The organism is Allobosea vaviloviae, assembly GCF_001298265.1.
Lineage (GTDB): Bacteria > Pseudomonadota > Alphaproteobacteria > Rhizobiales > Beijerinckiaceae > Allobosea > Allobosea vaviloviae_B.
The window spans coordinates 240,917-256,273 of the sequence record NZ_LGSZ01000048.1 but is presented as its reverse complement, the minus strand read 5'-3'; the positions used below and the strand labels follow the sequence as shown (position 1 = coordinate 256,273).

The 15,357-nt window shown below is 66.6% G+C and carries 15 protein-coding genes; 8 read left to right on the top strand and 7 right to left on the bottom strand.

The window, feature by feature from the left end; genetic code table 11:
- Positions 1-103: 103 nt before the first annotated feature.
- Complete coding sequence (gene rph, locus AE618_RS17355; RefSeq protein WP_054210310.1) at positions 104-820, bottom strand: ribonuclease PH; 717 nt, start codon at positions 818-820, stop codon at positions 104-106.
- Between the two features lie 188 nt (positions 821-1,008).
- Here rph and hrcA point away from each other — a divergent pair, with 188 nt between their 5' ends.
- The 3 genes from hrcA (at position 1,009) to AE618_RS17340 (ending at position 3,104) form a co-directional block, all read left to right on the top strand.
- Positions 1,009-2,094, top strand: a complete 1,086-nt coding sequence (gene hrcA / locus AE618_RS17350) for a heat-inducible transcriptional repressor HrcA (protein WP_054210309.1) — start codon at positions 1,009-1,011, stop codon at positions 2,092-2,094.
- Entirely contained in the window at positions 2,091-2,750 is a 660-nt protein-coding gene (locus AE618_RS17345) for an ankyrin repeat domain-containing protein (protein WP_248310918.1), read from the top strand. Before hrcA ends, AE618_RS17345 begins: the two co-directional genes overlap by 4 nt.
- A 96-nt stretch (positions 2,751-2,846) precedes the next feature.
- A complete protein-coding gene (locus AE618_RS17340) occupies positions 2,847-3,104 on the top strand; it encodes a DUF3297 family protein (RefSeq protein ID WP_054210308.1) in 258 nt (85 codons plus the stop codon).
- Positions 3,105-3,113: 9 nt separating this feature from the next.
- Here the strand turns inward: AE618_RS17340 and AE618_RS17335 are convergent, their stop codons facing one another.
- A complete protein-coding gene (locus AE618_RS17335; protein WP_054210307.1) occupies positions 3,114-3,647 on the bottom strand; it encodes a GNAT family N-acetyltransferase in 534 nt (177 codons plus the stop codon).
- A 2-nt stretch (positions 3,648-3,649) separates the two neighbouring features.
- Complete coding sequence (locus tag AE618_RS17330) at positions 3,650-4,252, bottom strand: helix-turn-helix domain-containing protein (protein WP_432704508.1); 603 nt, start codon at positions 4,250-4,252, stop codon at positions 3,650-3,652.
- Between the two features lie 252 nt (positions 4,253-4,504).
- On the opposite strand from AE618_RS17330, the gene AE618_RS17325 reads away from it, so the two are divergent.
- Both AE618_RS17325 and lepA read left to right on the top strand, forming a co-directional pair.
- On the top strand, positions 4,505-5,290 hold the full coding sequence (locus AE618_RS17325) for a hypothetical protein (protein WP_054210306.1): 786 nt from the start codon (positions 4,505-4,507) through the stop codon (positions 5,288-5,290).
- Between the two features lie 55 nt (positions 5,291-5,345).
- Entirely contained in the window at positions 5,346-7,151 is a 1,806-nt protein-coding gene (gene lepA, locus AE618_RS17320; protein WP_054210305.1) for a translation elongation factor 4, read from the top strand.
- 18 nt (positions 7,152-7,169) lie between these two features.
- On the opposite strand, the gene AE618_RS17315 is transcribed toward lepA, so the two are convergent.
- Both AE618_RS17315 and ggt read right to left on the bottom strand, forming a co-directional pair.
- A complete protein-coding gene (locus AE618_RS17315; RefSeq protein WP_156330323.1) occupies positions 7,170-8,330 on the bottom strand; it encodes a hypothetical protein in 1,161 nt (386 codons plus the stop codon).
- A 196-nt stretch (positions 8,331-8,526) separates the two neighbouring features.
- On the bottom strand, positions 8,527-10,089 hold the full coding sequence (gene ggt / locus AE618_RS17310) for a gamma-glutamyltransferase (protein ID WP_054210496.1): 1,563 nt from the start codon (positions 10,087-10,089) through the stop codon (positions 8,527-8,529).
- Between the two features lie 231 nt (positions 10,090-10,320).
- Between ggt and AE618_RS17305 the strand changes: the two genes are divergently transcribed.
- Positions 10,321-11,247: an NAD(P)H-dependent flavin oxidoreductase gene (locus AE618_RS17305; protein WP_054210303.1), complete on the top strand. Its 927-nt coding sequence runs from the start codon at positions 10,321-10,323 to the stop codon at positions 11,245-11,247.
- A 200-nt stretch (positions 11,248-11,447) separates the two neighbouring features.
- Here the strand turns inward: AE618_RS17305 and AE618_RS17300 are convergent, their stop codons facing one another.
- A complete protein-coding gene (locus tag AE618_RS17300) occupies positions 11,448-11,936 on the bottom strand; it encodes a hypothetical protein (protein WP_054210495.1) in 489 nt (162 codons plus the stop codon).
- 100 nt (positions 11,937-12,036) lie between these two features.
- A complete protein-coding gene (locus AE618_RS17295) occupies positions 12,037-13,299 on the bottom strand; it encodes an NAD(P)/FAD-dependent oxidoreductase (protein ID WP_054210494.1) in 1,263 nt (420 codons plus the stop codon).
- Positions 13,300-13,432: 133 nt separating this feature from the next.
- On the opposite strand from AE618_RS17295, the gene AE618_RS17290 reads away from it, so the two are divergent.
- Both AE618_RS17290 and kdpF read left to right on the top strand, forming a co-directional pair.
- Positions 13,433-14,677, top strand: a complete 1,245-nt coding sequence (locus AE618_RS17290) for an ABC transporter substrate-binding protein (protein WP_082365358.1) — start codon at positions 13,433-13,435, stop codon at positions 14,675-14,677.
- 586 nt (positions 14,678-15,263) lie between these two features.
- Positions 15,264-15,353, top strand: a complete 90-nt coding sequence (gene kdpF, locus AE618_RS17285) for a K(+)-transporting ATPase subunit F (RefSeq protein WP_054210302.1) — start codon at positions 15,264-15,266, stop codon at positions 15,351-15,353.
- Positions 15,354-15,357 lie beyond the last annotated feature (4 nt).

Sequence of the window (15,357 nt, the reverse complement as noted above, 5' to 3'; positions counted from 1 at the left end):
TGCCGGAGCGCTTCCGAGGAAGGTTCAGGCATGGATCCCGGATCTCCGCTTCGCTGCGTCCGGGATGACGGTGTGGTTCGGAGCAAGCGTGATGATCGGCCTATTAAGCGACCGCAGCCTTCTGCAGTGCCACCAGCTTGCTCACCCCGCCCTTGGCGAGCTTGAGCAGTGCCATCAGCTCCTCCTCCGAAAACGGCGCGCCCTCGGCCGTGCCCTGGACCTCGACGAGGCCGCCCGAGCCGGTGATGACGAAATTCGCATCGGTCTGAGCGCCGGAATCCTCGATATAGTCGAGGTCGAGCACCGGATTGCCGGCGACGATGCCACACGAGATCGCGGCGACATGGTCCTTCAGCGGGTTCGGACCTTTGAGCATGGAGCGGCCCTCCATCCATTTCAGCGCATCGTGCAGCGCCACCCAGGCGCCGGTGATCGAGGCTGTGCGGGTGCCGCCATCGGCCTGGAGCACGTCGCAATCGACGACGATCTGGCGCTCGCCGATCGCGGTCAGGTCAACCACGGCGCGAAGCGAGCGCCCGACCAGCCGCTGGATCTCCTGCGTGCGGCCGGACGGCTTGCCGGAGGTGACCTCGCGGCGATTGCGCTCATGCGTGGCGCGCGGCAGCATCGCGTATTCGGCAGTGACCCAGCCCTTGCCGGTGCCGCGTAGCCAGGGCGGACCCTTTTCCTCGACGGTCGCCGCGCACAGCACCTTGGTCTCGCCGAAGGTGACCATGCAGGAGCCTTCCGCATAGCGCACCACGCCGCGTTCGAGCGTGACCTTGCGCATCTCGTCTGCGGCGCGTTTGGAGGGTCGCATGGCGGTATCCTGATTGTTTTGAGATGGCGGCTTGTAGGCGGTCGGGTGCGACGGAGCAAGGTCGGGCTCTTCCCCTATCCCCTCCCCACGAGGGGGAGGGAGGGCGTGCGCCGAATTTCGTTTCCGCTTGATCCTTTTGGGGCGGAAGCCGACAATAACCCCATGTCGCATCCGGTTTTTCACTGACAATGAGCGCTCACACGCCACGTCCCGAATCCCCCAGCGGCTTGATCGAGACCGATCAGCGGTCGCGCGAGATTTTCCGCCAGATCGTCGACGGCTATCTCGCCACCGGCGAGCCGGTCGGCTCGCGCAACATCGCCCGGCTGCTGCCGATGGCACTGTCGCCCGCGACCGTGCGCAACGTGATGACCGATCTCGAGCTCGCCGGCCTGATCTACGCGCCGCATACCTCCGCGGGGCGCCTTCCGACCGAGAGAGGCCTGCGCTTCTTCGTCGACGCGATGATGGAGGTCGGCAACCTGACCTCGGACGAGCGCGCGCGGATCGAGGCGCAGATGAAGGCGGCCGCGACAGGGCGCACCCTCGACGGCACGCTGACGGAGGCGTCCGCGCTTTTGTCGGGCCTGTCGCGTGGCGCCGGCGTCGTCGTCACCACCAAGGCCAATGCGCGGCTGAAGCACATCGAGTTCGTCAGGCTCGATCCGGCGCGCGCATTGGTCGTTCTGGTCGCCGATGACGGCACGGTCGAGAACCGGCTGCTGGCCTTGCCGCCCGGCCTGCCGGCCTCGGCGCTGACGGAAGCCGCGAATTTCCTCAACGCCCGCATCATGGGCAAGACGCTGGGCGAATTGCGCGCCGAGATCGCCCAGCATCGGGCGCAGATGGAAAGCGAACTGGATTCGCTGACGGCACGCCTGGTGGAGAGCGGCATCGCCACCGCCTCGGGGCCGAGTTCCGACCGCCACCTGATCGTGCGCGGCCAGGCCAATCTGCTGGAGGATTTGAAGGCTCAGGAGGATCTCGAGCGCATCCGTCTGCTCTTCGGCGACCTCGAGACGCAGACCGACGTGATCGATCTTCTCAGCCGCGCCGAAGCCGGCGACGGCGTCCGCATCTTCATCGGCTCCGAGAACAAGCTGTTCTCGATGTCGGGCTCCTCGATGGTGGCGGCGCCCTTCCGTGACGCCGAGCAGCGCATCGTCGGCGTCGTCGGCATCATCGGCCCGACACGGCTGAACTATGCCCGCATCGTGCCGATGGTGGATTACACGGCGAAGGTGGTCGGGCGTTTGCTCGATGGCGGGCGGTGAGCAGCGCGCGCCGTCTGCGCAGCGCCATTCTGGGTTTGATGCTGATGACGACGGCCGCCGGCGCAACGGAATCCGCCCTGATCGATGCCGCCGCCGCAGGTCGCGCCGGTGAGGTGGCCCGTCTCATCGCGGCCGGGGCGGCGCTCGAAGCGCAGGACGCTCAGCGGCGCAGTGCCCTGCTGCTTGCGGTTGCGGGAAACCATGTCGCGGTCGCCCATGCCCTGCTCGAAGCCGGCGCGAGCCCGAATACGCAGGCCGCCAATCGCGATACGCCCTGGCTTCTGGCCGGCGCATCGGGGCGTGCCGAGATCATCGCGGCGATGCTGCCGCGCAAGCCCGATCTGACGATCCGCAACCGCTATGGCGGCAATGCGCTCATCCCCGCCTGCGAACGCGCCCATGTCGAGGCTGTGAAGCTTCTCCTGACCAGCGGCATCGACGTCGACCACGTCAATGATCTCGGCTGGACCTGCCTGCTGGAGATCGTGATCCTCGGTGACGGCGGCCCGCGCCATCAGGAGGTGGCGAAGCTGGTTCTGGCCGCCGGTGCCGATCCGAGCCGGCCCGACAAGGACGGCGTGACGCCGCTGGCGCATGCCCGCCAGAAAGGCCAGCGTGCGGTCGCGGCGTTGATCGAGCAGGCCGGCGGACGTTGATCTCCGGCGGATTTGGCATCGCCGCCGGATCGCGCTACCTCTGCCGCAACAGCGAGCCTCCTCGCGCCCAGATCATGCTTTGCAAGGCCAGACATCATGACCGACACCCTGCCTGACCGCCTCTCCTCCAACCCCAACAGCCCCTTCTACGACGAGGAGTTGCTCGCGCGGGACATCGGCATCCGCTTCAAGGGCGTCGAGAAGACCAATGTCGAGGAATACTGCGTCAGCGAGGGCTGGGTCCGCCTGACCGCCGGCAACGCCAAGGACCGCTTCGGCAATCCGATGACGGTGAAGCTCAAGGGCGAGGTCGAGCCCTATTTCCGCCAAGCTGAGCCCGAGCCCGAGGCCTGACGGCCCGCTTCAGGCGAGCGATTTGTAGAAGAAGGTCGAGCCGCAGAAGCGGCCGTCCGGCAACAGCGCGAACCGGGGGATCGTGCCGGCTTCCGTCCAGCCGAGCCGATTGTAGAGCCGCCGCGCCGCGCCCCCCTCGTCGCTGTCGAGCACCAGCAGGTCGCGCCTGGCCTTGCGGGCCTCGGCTTCGACCACCTGCATCAGCGCCTCGCCGATCCCACGCCGGCGCGCCCGCGAATGGACGAGCACCTTGGCGACCTCGGCCCGGTGCGGCTGGTTGGGTTTGCCGATCAGCTGAAGCTGCGCCGTGCCGACGATCTCGCCGGCCAGGCGCGCAGCCAGAAGAATCGTGCGGCCGGCTTCGACCTCGCCTGCAACCCCGCTCCAGAAACCGCGATAGTCCTCCGGCGTATTCCACGCCATGAAGCCGACCGAGGCGCCATGGGCGACGCAATCGTCGAGGATCGCGACCAGCGCCGGGATAGCCGCCCGGGCGGCGTCGGGAGAAAGCGTTTCGACCAGGGGCTCGTCCACCGGCATCATGGTTATCCTTCGAGCGGCGCGCGGCCGGGCGTGGTCAGCACGACGGCATAGCGCGCCAAGACGCTGCCGGGGTTGTGGTAGGCGATCGGCCCGTCGAGCAGCATCTGCAGGCAGTCGCCGGCCGACAGCCGGTGCTCGGCGCCACCGAACATGATCACCATCTCGCCGGCCAGAACCCAGACCTGCTGGTCGAGCCTGTGGGCGCTGCGAGCCGCGTCGAGCAGGACGCGCGCGCCGGCCGGCATCTCGACCTCGACGATCTCGACGCCCGAGCCGGTGCCCGCCGGCGACACATTGCGCCGGACATAGCCGCTGGCCGGATCGGCCCAGACCGGTTGATCCGCGCGCCGCACCAGCGGGCCGCCATGGTCCTCGTCGCGAAACAGCGCCGACAGGAAGATCCCGAGACCGGCGCAGATTCGGTCCAGCAGCGCTGCCGTCGGACTCGATTCCCCCCTCTCGACCCGCGAGATCATCGCGCGGCTGACGCCCGAGCGTTCGGACAGTTGGTCGAGCGTCATCCCGGCAGCGAGGCGCAGCCGCCTGATTCGCTCACCCAGGCGTTTGTCGAGATCGAGGTCGTTCAGCTTCTCCATCAGACCCATGATATTCCATTATATAGGAATTACAATGGCTCTTGATGGAATTAACGTGGTCGGGGTAAGGATCTCATCGAACGCCGCCTTTTCACGGGTAGGCGGCATGAACCTCGCTTTCACTACAACTTGAAGTCTCTCGACCGGAATTGCGCGGTACGGCGCCCGATTTGCTGAAAACTTACCGGTGTGCCGCAAGGGTAGACGTCAATGACGCCGAAGATGGCGCCGTCGACGGAAGCGAGACGGAGGAGAGCAGCCATGAACAGGGGGCTCGAGTGGCTTGGGCAGACGGTCGTGCGTTTCATTACGCGCAATCGCCAGGAGGCCAGCCCGGTCGACGCGAAGGCGCTGGCGCGGCTCAGGAGCGTGCTAAGGCCAGGTGATGTGCTGCTGGTCGAGGGCGGCATGAAGGTCTCGACCGCGATCAAGTATCTGACCCAGTCGACTTGGTCGCACGCGGCCCTTTACGTCGGTGAAACCGACCAGTTCAGCCCGGATGGCGAGCCGCTCGTCCTGGTCGAGGTCGAGATGGATGTCGGCTGCGTGCTTTCGCCCTTGTCCAAATATGGCGCCTTCGGAACACGGATCTGCCGGCCGCAGGGGCTTGACGCCGCGGGCTGCGCCAGCGTCGCCGCCTATGCGCTCGGCCGCCTCGGCACCCAATACGATCTCAAGAACATCGTTGACCTGCTGCGCTGGCTCGTCCCCGTGCCGCTGGTCCCCTCCCGCTGGCGCCGACGCATGATCGCGCTGGGCTCGGGCGACCCGACGCGGGCGATCTGCTCGACGCTGATCGCGCAGGCTTTTGAGGCGGCGCGCTATCCGGTTCTGCCGACGGTGGAATATGCGCAGGCGATGGATGCGGAGGATTTCGAGGAAATCCTGCACATCAGGCATCATTCGCTCTATATGCCGCGCGATTTCGACATCTCGCCTTATTTCGCCGTGGTCAAGCCGACTCTGGAGAGCGGCTTCGACTACCGCGCCTTGACCTGGGCGGAGGAGCCTTCTCCCACGCCTCCGCAGCTCGCCGCGGCGGAATAGCCGCGAACGCCGCAAAAGCTTGGCGTGATGCGGCATCGCTGCTATTCCCGCGCCCATGAGCACGAAGACCTTCGACAACATCCGCAATTTCTCGATCGTGGCGCATATCGACCACGGCAAGTCGACGCTGGCCGACCGGCTGATCCAGACCACCGGCACGGTGGCGGCGCGCGACATGAGCGAGCAGATGCTCGACTCGATGGATATCGAGAAGGAGCGCGGCATCACCATCAAGGCGCAGACCGTGCGGCTCGACTACCGAGCCCAGGACGGCAAGGATTACATCCTGAACCTGATGGACACGCCCGGCCATGTCGACTTCGCCTATGAGGTCTCTCGGTCGCTCGCCGCCTGCGAGGGTTCGCTCCTGGTCGTCGATGCGTCGCAGGGCGTCGAGGCGCAGACGCTGGCGAATGTCTACCAGGCGCTCGACGCCGGCCACGAGATCGTCACCGTCCTCAACAAGATCGACCTGCCCGCCGCCGAACCCGAGCGCATCAAGCAGCAGATCGAGGACGTGATCGGGCTCGACGCCTCGGAGGCCGTGCCGATCTCGGCCAAGACCGGCATCAACATCGAGGGCGTGCTGGAGGCGATCGTCCAGAAGCTGCCCGCGCCCAAGGGCGATCTCGACGCGCCGCTGAAGTGCCTGCTGGTCGACAGCTGGTATGACGCCTATCTCGGCGTCGTCGTGCTCGTGCGCGTCATCGACGGCGTGCTCAAGAAGAACATGACCATCCGCATGATGCGCGCCAACGCCTCCTATGGCGTCGATCGCGTCGGCGTGTTCAAGCCCAAGATGACCGAGGTCAAGGAACTCGGCCCCGGCGAGGTCGGCTTCTTCACCGCCTCGATCAAGGAGGTCGCGGACACGGCGGTCGGCGACACCATCACCGACGAGAAACGCCAGACGCCGCAGGCGCTGCCGGGCTTCAAGCCGGTGCAGCCGGTGGTGTTCTGCGGCATCTTCCCGGTCGATGCCGCCGATTTCGAGGTGCTGCGCTCCGCCATGTCGCGCCTGCGCCTGAACGACGCCAGCTTCTCCTACGAGATGGAAACCTCCGCCGCGCTCGGCTTCGGCTTCCGCTGCGGCTTCCTCGGGCTGCTGCATCTGGAGATCATCCAGGAGCGGCTGGAGCGCGAGTTCAACCTCAACCTGATCTCGACCGCGCCCTCGGTGGTCTATCACCTGAACCTGCGCGACGGCACGGTGCTGGAACTGCACAACCCCGCCGATATGCCCGACGTCATGAAGATCGAGACGATCGAGGAGCCCTGGATCAAGGCGACGATCTTTACGCCCGACGAATATCTCGGCTCGGTCCTGAAGCTCTGCCAGGACCGTCGCGGCGTTCAGACCGACCTGTCCTATGTCGGCTCGCGCGCCAAGGTCATCTACGACCTGCCGCTGAACGAGGTGGTGTTCGACTTCTACGACCGGCTGAAGTCGATCTCGAAGGGCTATGCCTCCTTCGACTATGCCATCACCGACTATCGCGAGGGCGACCTCGTGCGCATGTCGATCCTTGTCAATGCCGAGCCGGTGGACGCCTTGTCCATGCTGGTCCACCGCTCACGCGCGGATGCCCGCGGTCGCGCCATGTGCGAGAAGCTCAAGGACCTGATCCCGCCGCACATGTTCCAGATCCCCGTCCAGGCGGCGATCGGCGGCAAGATCATCGCACGCGAGACCATCCGCGCGCTGCGCAAGGACGTCACGGCCAAGTGCTATGGCGGCGATGCCTCGCGCAAGCGCAAGCTTCTGGACAAGCAGAAGGAAGGCAAGAAGAAGATGCGGCAGTTCGGCAAGGTCGAAATCCCGCAGGAAGCCTTCATCGCGGCGCTGAAGATGGATTCTTGAGCGCTGTCATCCCCGCGCCTATTGCGGCGCGCCGTATATCAGCATCGGGTCGTAGTCGATCGGAATGGCGTTCTTGACCAGCTGTCTGATGTTCGAGACCCCGATCCTGAGACCGTAGTCGGTCAGGGTGTCGGCAACCGAAGCGCGTACGCCGGGTATGACCGTGACGCTGTCGGCGCATTTTTCGAGCCAGCCTACGAGCCAGCTGCGTTCATAGGCGAACTGGAGCGCGTTCTCGTCGAGCGGCGGCAGATTGTTGACTGGAATCCGCTGCCCGTTGGCCGTGATCTGGAGGTCCTGCTTGATTTCGGCGAGCGGATCGAACCCGGCAGGAAGATAGTCGTTGTCATTGTTGATGCCCTCGCGCCAGAAATTCAGCCCCGCTGTGGCAAGACCGAATTCGGCCAGCACGACGCGCCTGACGTTCTCCTTCCAAAGGAAAGGTTCGACCGGCATTCGAGCGCCGTTCCGCGCTTTGAAGACCTCCGCTCCGGTGGTACGGATCGAGTACTTGGCCATGTCCTTGATGCCGTCGATGATAAAGCTCTGGCCCGCTGCGCTTGCCATCACCTCCTTGACGACCTTTCCGGCCACCAGCCCGGCCGCGGCGCCGCCAGCCCCTCCCAGAAATGCGAGCGAGAGCTGAAGCAGGACGTCGTAAGCGAGCTTCTGCGTGGCCGAGATCTCGTTCATGACCGAGTTGAAGGACTGATAGGCGCTGCCGTAACAGATCGCGACGGTGCTCAACCAGATTTCCATATTGGTCTGCGAGTGCACGATGTAGCCGAGTGCCTGCGAGCACTGCTCCAGCATCGCGGTCTTTTCCGCCGGCGACCTGATCTCCTGATAGGCGGGCTCGATCTCGTCCTCCGGCGCCGGCTTGAAATTTCGCGCCTTGGCGACGAGTTGATAGTCCAGTCCCTTCATTCGGCAGCGGCCGGTCCAGTTGTTCGTGTCGATCGGGACATCCCAGGACTCGGTCGTGGCCGATTTGAACCACGTCATTTTCATGACATTGCCGGTGATCTTGTAGGTTCCGCTCCCGGTCATCTTGTTGTTTTCGTCGACCCAGGTCACTGAGCTTTTGCCGTCGAAATGATAGGCCCACCAGAAGTACTGGTTTCCGCGCGAGCAGATGACGCTCCAGCTCAGCTTGCGCATGGTGTACAGCATTGCCATCGACGGTTCCTCGCGATCCAGATCCGCGCCCGAAGTCGCGATCACGCCAGTTCACGTCTCGATGGTAGGGGAGCCATGCCGCTGCCACGTCATTCACATAGTGGATGCGCCGGCAAAAGCGCCCGGCGCACGGTGCTGCCCCACCAGAGGGACCTAGCGAGACCGTCTGGCGCCCCCCGGTGGGCTCTGCGCTCCGTCACCACCCCAGCGCGCAGCCGTCCTTGCGGTGGTCGGAGCCTGCGAGCAGCACGCCGCGCTCATGGTCGATCGCGATCGCCTGCCCGCCGCCGATCGCGGCCGCCGGCGCCGTGAAGGAGAAGCCGCGCCGCTCCAGCTCGGCCTTCACCGCCGCAGGCAGCGTCTTTTCCGCCTCGATTGCCGTCTGGCCCGGGCGCGGGAAGACACGCGGCAGCGAGATCGCGCTCTGCAGGTCGAGGCCGTAGTCGACCAGCTTGCTGACGAGATGGGCATGGCCCATCGCCTGATAATGGCCGCCCATCACGCCGAAGGACAGGCAGACCTTGCCGTCGCGCGTCATCATGCCCGGAATGATCGTGTGCAGCGGGCGCTTGCGCGGCGCGATCGCATTGGGGTGTCCGGCCTTGAGCACGAAGCCCTGGCCGCGGTTCTGCAGCAGCACGCCGCTCTTGGGTGCGACCAATGCGGCGCCATAGGGGTTGAAGACCGAGTTGATGAAGCTCACCGCCATGCCGTCGCCGTCGACGACGCTGATATAGACCGTATCGGCGTGCTCGACCGCCGAGGCCGAGAAGGAGGGCAGTTCCGTGATCGCCTGCTTCAGGTCGATCTTGCCGCGCAGCTCCGCCGCCAGCTCCTCGGACAACAGCCAGTCCAGCGGCACCTTGCTCTGGCTCGGATCGGCCAGAACCGCGTCGCGGACGGAGTAGGCCAGCCGCGACGCTTCGATCTCGACATGCAGGCGGTCCGCCGAGAGCGGGTCGTCGCCCGGCTCGAAGCCCGACAGGATGTTGAGGATCATCAGCGCGATCACGCCCTGGCCGGCGGGCGGGCATTCATGCACCTCGTGGCCGCGGAAGCTTGTCTTGATCGGCGTGACATAGCCGCCCTTCGCCTCCTTGAAATCCTCCAGCGTGTGCAGCCCGCCGAGCTCGCGCAGGCGGTCGACCATGTCCTGCGCGATCTCGCCTTCATAGAAGGCGTCCGGTCCGCGCTCGGCGATGGCCTGCAGCGTCGCTGCCAGCTCGCGCTGGTGGTGGACCTCGCCCGCCAGCGGCGCCCGCCCGCCCGGCAGGAAGACGCGGGCGGCGTGCGGATCCTTGGCCAGCAGCGCGGCCTGCCCGGCCCAGTCGGCCGCGACGCGCGGCGCCACCGCATAGCCGTCGCGGGCGAGTGCGATGGCCGGTTCCAGCAGCTGCGCCAACGGCAGGCGGCCATGGTCCTTGACCAGCGTCGCCCACGCCTCGACGGAGCCGGGAACGGTCACGGCATGGGCGGACTGGCGCGGGATCTCCGTGAAGCCATGCTCAAGATACCAGTCGAGCGTTGCGGCCGCCGGCGCGCGGCCCGAGCCGTCATAGGCGATGACCTTGTCGCTGCCGCCAGCCGCCAGCAGCACGAAGCAATCGCCGCCGATGCCGGTCGAGCCCGGCTCGACGACGCATTGCACGGCGCAGGCCGCCACCGCCGCATCGATCGCGTTGCCGCCCGCCTGCAGGATCGAGATCGCGGTGAGCGTCGCGGTCGGGTGCGAGGTCGCGGCCATGCCGCGCCGGCCCATCACCACCGAACGGCCGGGCTGCTCGAAATCACGCTGGTTCGGTGTGCTCACGTCGCTCTCTCCAGGATCGGCCGGCTTCGGATAAATCGCTCCATCCGGATTCGCCCGGCGCGTGCCGTTTGGCAAGCGCGTCTCGCGCGCCCCGGCCCTGCGGCGGCTTCCACACATGCGCGCGCGCTGATACGAGCGATGCTGCGACAAGAGCAAAACACCGTCCGAGGGGATGAAACCGTGCCGCTACCTGCCTCGCTCACTGGCCGCCTGCGCCTTCCCGTGATCGCCTCCCCGATGTTCCTGGTCTCGGGTCCCGATCTCGTGATCGAGACCTGCAAGGCCGGCATGGTCGGCACCTTCCCGGCGCTCAACCAACGCAGCAGCGAGGGCTACGCCGCCTGGCTCGACGAGATCCAGGGGCGCCTGTCCGGCAGTCCCGATGCGGCGCCCTTCGGCGTGAACCTGATCGTCCACCGCACCAATCCGCGCCTCGAGCAGGATCTGGCGATCACGGCGCAGCACAAGGTGCCGCTGGTCATCACGTCGCTCGGCGCCGTACCCGACATCGTCAAGGCCGTGCATGGCTATGGTGGCGCGGTCTTCCACGACGTCATCAGCCTGCGCCACGCGCAGAAGGCGGCCGAGGCCGGCGTCGACGGCATCATCGCCGTGGCTGCGGGCGCGGGTGGCCATGCCGGCACGCTGAGCCCCTTTGCGCTGGTCGCGGAGATCAGGCGCTTCTTTTCCGGCACGATCGTGCTCGCCGGCGCGATCTCGAGCGGGGCGCAGATCGCGGCCGCGCAGCTTATGGGGGCCGATCTCGCCTATCTCGGCACCCGCTTCATCGCGACGACGGAAAGCCTGGCCGATCCCGCCTACAAGGCGATGTTGCTGCGCACCAGTGCCGCCGACATCCTCTACACCCCCGCAATCAGCGGCGTGAACGCGAATTTCATGCGCGAGAGCATTCAGGCCGCCGGGCTCGACCCCGACAATCTGACCTCCCACGGCAAGCTCGACATGGCCAGCGAAGCCAAGGTCTGGAAGACGATCTGGTCGGCAGGCCAGGGCGTAGGCTCGATCGAGGACGTGCCGAGCGTGGCCGAACTCGGCGCGCGGCTCGCCAGCGAATACGCGCAGGCGCGGGCCTCACTCGCGGGCTGAATGCAACGTGCTGCAGCCGGGGACGCGTCTGGCGCTATCGAATCCGCGCCGTCATCCCGGACGCCGCGAAGCGGAGATCCGGGATCCATGCCTGAACCTTCCTCGGAAGCGCTCCGGCATGGATCCCGGGTCAAGCCCGGGATGACGGTCCTCCTTCGGATTGGAGCGAATTCGGCTTTTCGATGCCGCCGCTCCCGAGATCAGCCCTTGAGCTTGCTGTTGCACTGGCTCCAGTAGCCGCCGCCCTTCTCGATCCATTTCAGCTCGCCATTGGCGTTCGATGCCTTGTTGGCGTTGTACTGGTCCGCGCAGGTCTTGAGCCGCGCCTTGCCGGCCGACAGGTCCGAATACTTCGACGCGACGGCCTTCGGGAACACGGCGGCCTTCGCCTTGCCCGGTGCGGCGGCGGGTTTGGCCGGTGCGCTGGCGGGCGTCGCGGCGGGCTTGGCTGGCGTCGCCGGTGCTGCCGGCTCGGTCACGGCGGCTGCCGCCTCGTTGTCGTCCGCATCGTCGTCGCCGCACTGGGCCTTGCGGAAGTCGTTCCACTTCTGGCCCTTGAGCGTGTTGGCCTTCTTGGCGTCCTGATATTTGACGCTGCATTCCTTCATCGTCAGCGCCGCCGCCGGGGTGACCGGCAGGGCGGCTGCCGCCAACAGGGCAGCGCTGGCAAGGATGGCATCCCTCAACATGATCGTCTCCATCGCAAGGGCGCGTTTGCCCCTACGGCATGGCACTCCCATTCCCGCCGGCTGGCAAGCGGCATTTTGAAGGCGGCGCAGGTGGCGGGCCTCAGGTCAGCGCGCGCAGATCGAATCCCGCATCGCCAGCCTGCTCCGGCGTCGGCGAAATGCCCGCCGCGATCAGGCGTCGGCCCATCATATGGTCGGCCGGCCGGTTGATGCTCTCGATCGCGGCGAGCCGGTCGCCATCATAGCGGAACAGCGAGAACCGCCCCTCTTCCATCGAACCGCGCAGGACGGCAAGGCCACCGGGCACGCCGATGCCGACCATCTGCAGCTTGACGTCATACTGGTCGGACCAGAACCACGGCACGGCCTCGTAGGGTTCGAGCTTGCCGGCAATGGCGTTGCCGGCGACGCGGCCCTGGTCATGGGCGTTCTGGACGGAACTCAGCCGCATCCGCCGCCGCGCGAAAGCATTGGGATGGCTGGTGCAGTCGCCCGCCGCGAAGATGTCGGGATCGGAACTGCGGCAGAATTCGTCCACGACGATGCCGTCCTCGACGGTGAGCCCCGCCTCGATCGCGAGTTCCGTATTGGGTACCGCGCCCACCGCCGCGAGCACGAGGTCGCAAGGCAGGCGCGAACCGTCGGCGCAGATCACGGCTGCGACCCGGCCGGCCTCGCCCTCGATCCGCTCGACCTTCGTCGCAAGCTTCACCGTGACGCCGCGCTCCTCATGGACGTGCTGCACGAAAGCGGAGATTTCCGGCGCGACGGCATGGCCGATCAGGCGCGGGCCCGCTTCGACGACGCTCACCCGCTTGCCGAGCGTGACCGCTGCCGAGGCGACCTCGAGCCCGATGAAGCCGCCGCCGATGATGACGATCGCCGGGGGGGGGGGGAGCCGTTCGCTCAGGGCGCGAGCATCGTCCAGCGAGCGCAGCGAGAGGACGCCGTCGAGTTCGGCGCCCGCACAGCGCAGCGCGGCGGCGCGCGCCCCGGTCGTGAGAGCCAACGTCCGAAAGCCGATCGCGCTGCCGTCGTCCAGCAGCACCCGGCGCGTCTGCCGGTCCAGCGCGACGGCGCGTCGTCCCGCCATGAACGCGACCTGCGCCTCGGCGTAGAACGACTCCGCCTTCAAGGGCAGGCTCGCCAGCCCGGCCTTGCCGAGCAGGAAGCCCTTCGACAGGGGCGGCCGCTGATAGGGGAGGTCGGCCTCGTCGCCGATGAGCGCGATGCGCCCGGCAAAACCGGCCTCCCGCGCCGCAGCCACCACGCCGACGCCGGCATAGGAGGCGCCGATGACGACGAGATCGAAATCGCTGTCGCTGCGCGTGGCGGGGCTCGGATTGGCGGGAGTGGCCGGCATGACGGTGTCCATCTGGCAACGATTGCGCGTTTCGGAAATGCGCCGCGTGCGGATTTCATCGAATGTCGCGGCTATATCAAGCTCTCACGGAACATGGGATGACGACCGCGGCAGAATCGGGACGACGAAGACGATGACGGCAGGCCTGGAGCGCGACGAATTCGACGCAGCGCGGCAACGAGCGAGCGGCATCAGCCGCCGCGCCGCGTTGACGGCCCTGGGCGCAGGCGCGCTCGGCACGGCGGCGGGCGCAGTGCTCGACCAGCCCGCGCTGGCGCAGTCCGGCCCGCTCCGGATCGGTATGATCGCCAGCTATTCCGGTCCCTATGCCGACTATGGCCGGCAGATGGACAACGGCATGGCGCTCTGGCTCAGGCAGAACGGCGGCAAGGTCGGTGGGCGCGACATCGAGATCATCCGGCGCGACACGGGCGGCTCGGCGCCGGACCTCGCCATCCGCTTCGTCCGCGAGCTGGTCACCCGCGACAGGATCGACCTTGTCATGGGGCTCGATTTCAGCCCCAACGCCATCGCGATAGGCCCGGTTCTGACGCAGGCCAGGATTCCCTGCATCATCCTCAATGCCAGCGCCTCGGTCATCCCCAGCCGCTCGCCCTATATCGCCCGCATCTCCTTCACGGTCGGGCAGGTCAGCGCGCCGATGGGCATATGGGCCGGCCGGCAGGGTCTGCGGACCGCGATCACCGTCGTCTCCGACTACGCGCCGGGCGTCGATGCCGAGAAGGCCTTCGCCACCAGCTTCGCCGCCGAGGGCGGCCGGGTCGTGAACGCGCTGCGCGTGCCGCTGGCGGGGGTCGATGTCTCGGCCTATGTCCAGCGCGTCCGCGACGAGAAGCCCGACGCCGTGTTCTTCTTCTTCCCGTCCGGCGACCTGCCCAACAATTTCCTCAAGGCCGCCCGCGAGCGCGGTCTGGCGGAAGCCGGCATCAAGCTGCTCGCGACTGGCGAGGCCATGGACGACAGCTACATGCAGGCCGCCGGCGAGGCGGGCCTGGGGCTGATCACCACGCATCATTATTCGAGCGCCCACGACTCCGCCCTCAACCGCCGGTTCATCGCCGGCTACCAGGCGCAGCATGGCGACTATCCCGCCAACTACATGGCGATGACCGCCTATGACGGCCTCGCCGTGCTCAATGCGGGGCTTACCAGGAGCGGCGGCAAGGTCGGTGGCGATGCGCTGATCGAGGCGCTCAAGGGGCTGTCGATCGAGAGCCCGCGCGGGCCCATCGAGATCGGCGCGGAGAAGCGCGACATCATCCAGACCGTCTATGTCCGGCGCACGGAGCGCGTCGACGGCAAACTCGCCTGCATCGAATTCGACAGGTTCGAGCGCGTTCTCGATCCGCATTCATGAGGCGATGAACGCTGCTGCGGACTCATCAGCTCGCGATCATCGTCGCTGAGACCGACGCCGCCCTGTAGATTGTTAGCCGGCTGCGATCACGGCGCTTGAGAATCGACGTGGTCCTGCGCTGGAGGTCGGCAGAGTCGGGACTGTGGCTGTATTCGACGATCGGCAGTGATGGCGGAAGGCCGGTCAGGCTGTCCTCGCTGCCCGAGGCATAGACCCGTGCATCGGCGTCTGCGGCGAGCGCCGCAACCTCGTCCGCTCCGCCTGCTGCTCCTCGTCGCCGACAGCGAATCCCGCATTTTCCTATAGTTTTTTTATGTCTTTCCCCTGCGGCCTGTCTCGAACCCCTATGCGGTTCGACGCCATATCATCGTCCTATCCCGGGCTGACGTGCGGTCGGCCGCATGGCGGGCCACGGAATGCCTGCCAGTCCGGCGATGACGATCGTGTTTACCAATCGCGCTGACGCCCAACTGCAAGGACACCGTGTCATGGACATCGTTCTACTAGGAACGGGCCTGTTATTCTTCGGCATATCATTTGCCTACATCAAGTTCTGTTCCAGTATCTGACCGGTCGGGAGCGTAAAATGCTGTTTGAATACATCCTGGGCGGCGCGGTGACCCTGTTTCTCCTCGCTTACCTGACCTACGCCCTCGTTCGACCCGAGCGGTTCTGACCGC

Coding starts and splice junctions, on each gene's coding strand:
- rph (WP_054210310.1), bottom strand. CDS start 820: ATGCGACCCTCCAAACGCGCCGCAGACGAGATGCGCAAGGTCACGCTC.
- hrcA (WP_054210309.1), top strand. CDS start 1,009: ATGAGCGCTCACACGCCACGTCCCGAATCCCCCAGCGGCTTGATCGAG.
- AE618_RS17340 (WP_054210308.1), top strand. CDS start 2,847: ATGACCGACACCCTGCCTGACCGCCTCTCCTCCAACCCCAACAGCCCC.
- AE618_RS17335 (WP_054210307.1), bottom strand. CDS start 3,647: ATGATGCCGGTGGACGAGCCCCTGGTCGAAACGCTTTCTCCCGACGCC.
- AE618_RS17330 (WP_432704508.1), bottom strand. CDS start 4,252: ATGGGTCTGATGGAGAAGCTGAACGACCTCGATCTCGACAAACGCCTG.
- AE618_RS17325 (WP_054210306.1), top strand. CDS start 4,505: ATGAACAGGGGGCTCGAGTGGCTTGGGCAGACGGTCGTGCGTTTCATT.
- lepA (WP_054210305.1), top strand. CDS start 5,346: ATGAGCACGAAGACCTTCGACAACATCCGCAATTTCTCGATCGTGGCG.
- AE618_RS17315 (WP_156330323.1), bottom strand. CDS start 8,330: ATGGCAATGCTGTACACCATGCGCAAGCTGAGCTGGAGCGTCATCTGC.
- ggt (WP_054210496.1), bottom strand. CDS start 10,089: ATGGGCCGGCGCGGCATGGCCGCGACCTCGCACCCGACCGCGACGCTC.
- AE618_RS17300 (WP_054210495.1), bottom strand. CDS start 11,936: ATGTTGAGGGATGCCATCCTTGCCAGCGCTGCCCTGTTGGCGGCAGCC.
- AE618_RS17295 (WP_054210494.1), bottom strand. CDS start 13,299: ATGCCGGCCACTCCCGCCAATCCGAGCCCCGCCACGCGCAGCGACAGC.
- AE618_RS17290 (WP_082365358.1), top strand. CDS start 13,433: ATGACGGCAGGCCTGGAGCGCGACGAATTCGACGCAGCGCGGCAACGA.
- kdpF (WP_054210302.1), top strand. CDS start 15,264: ATGCTGTTTGAATACATCCTGGGCGGCGCGGTGACCCTGTTTCTCCTC.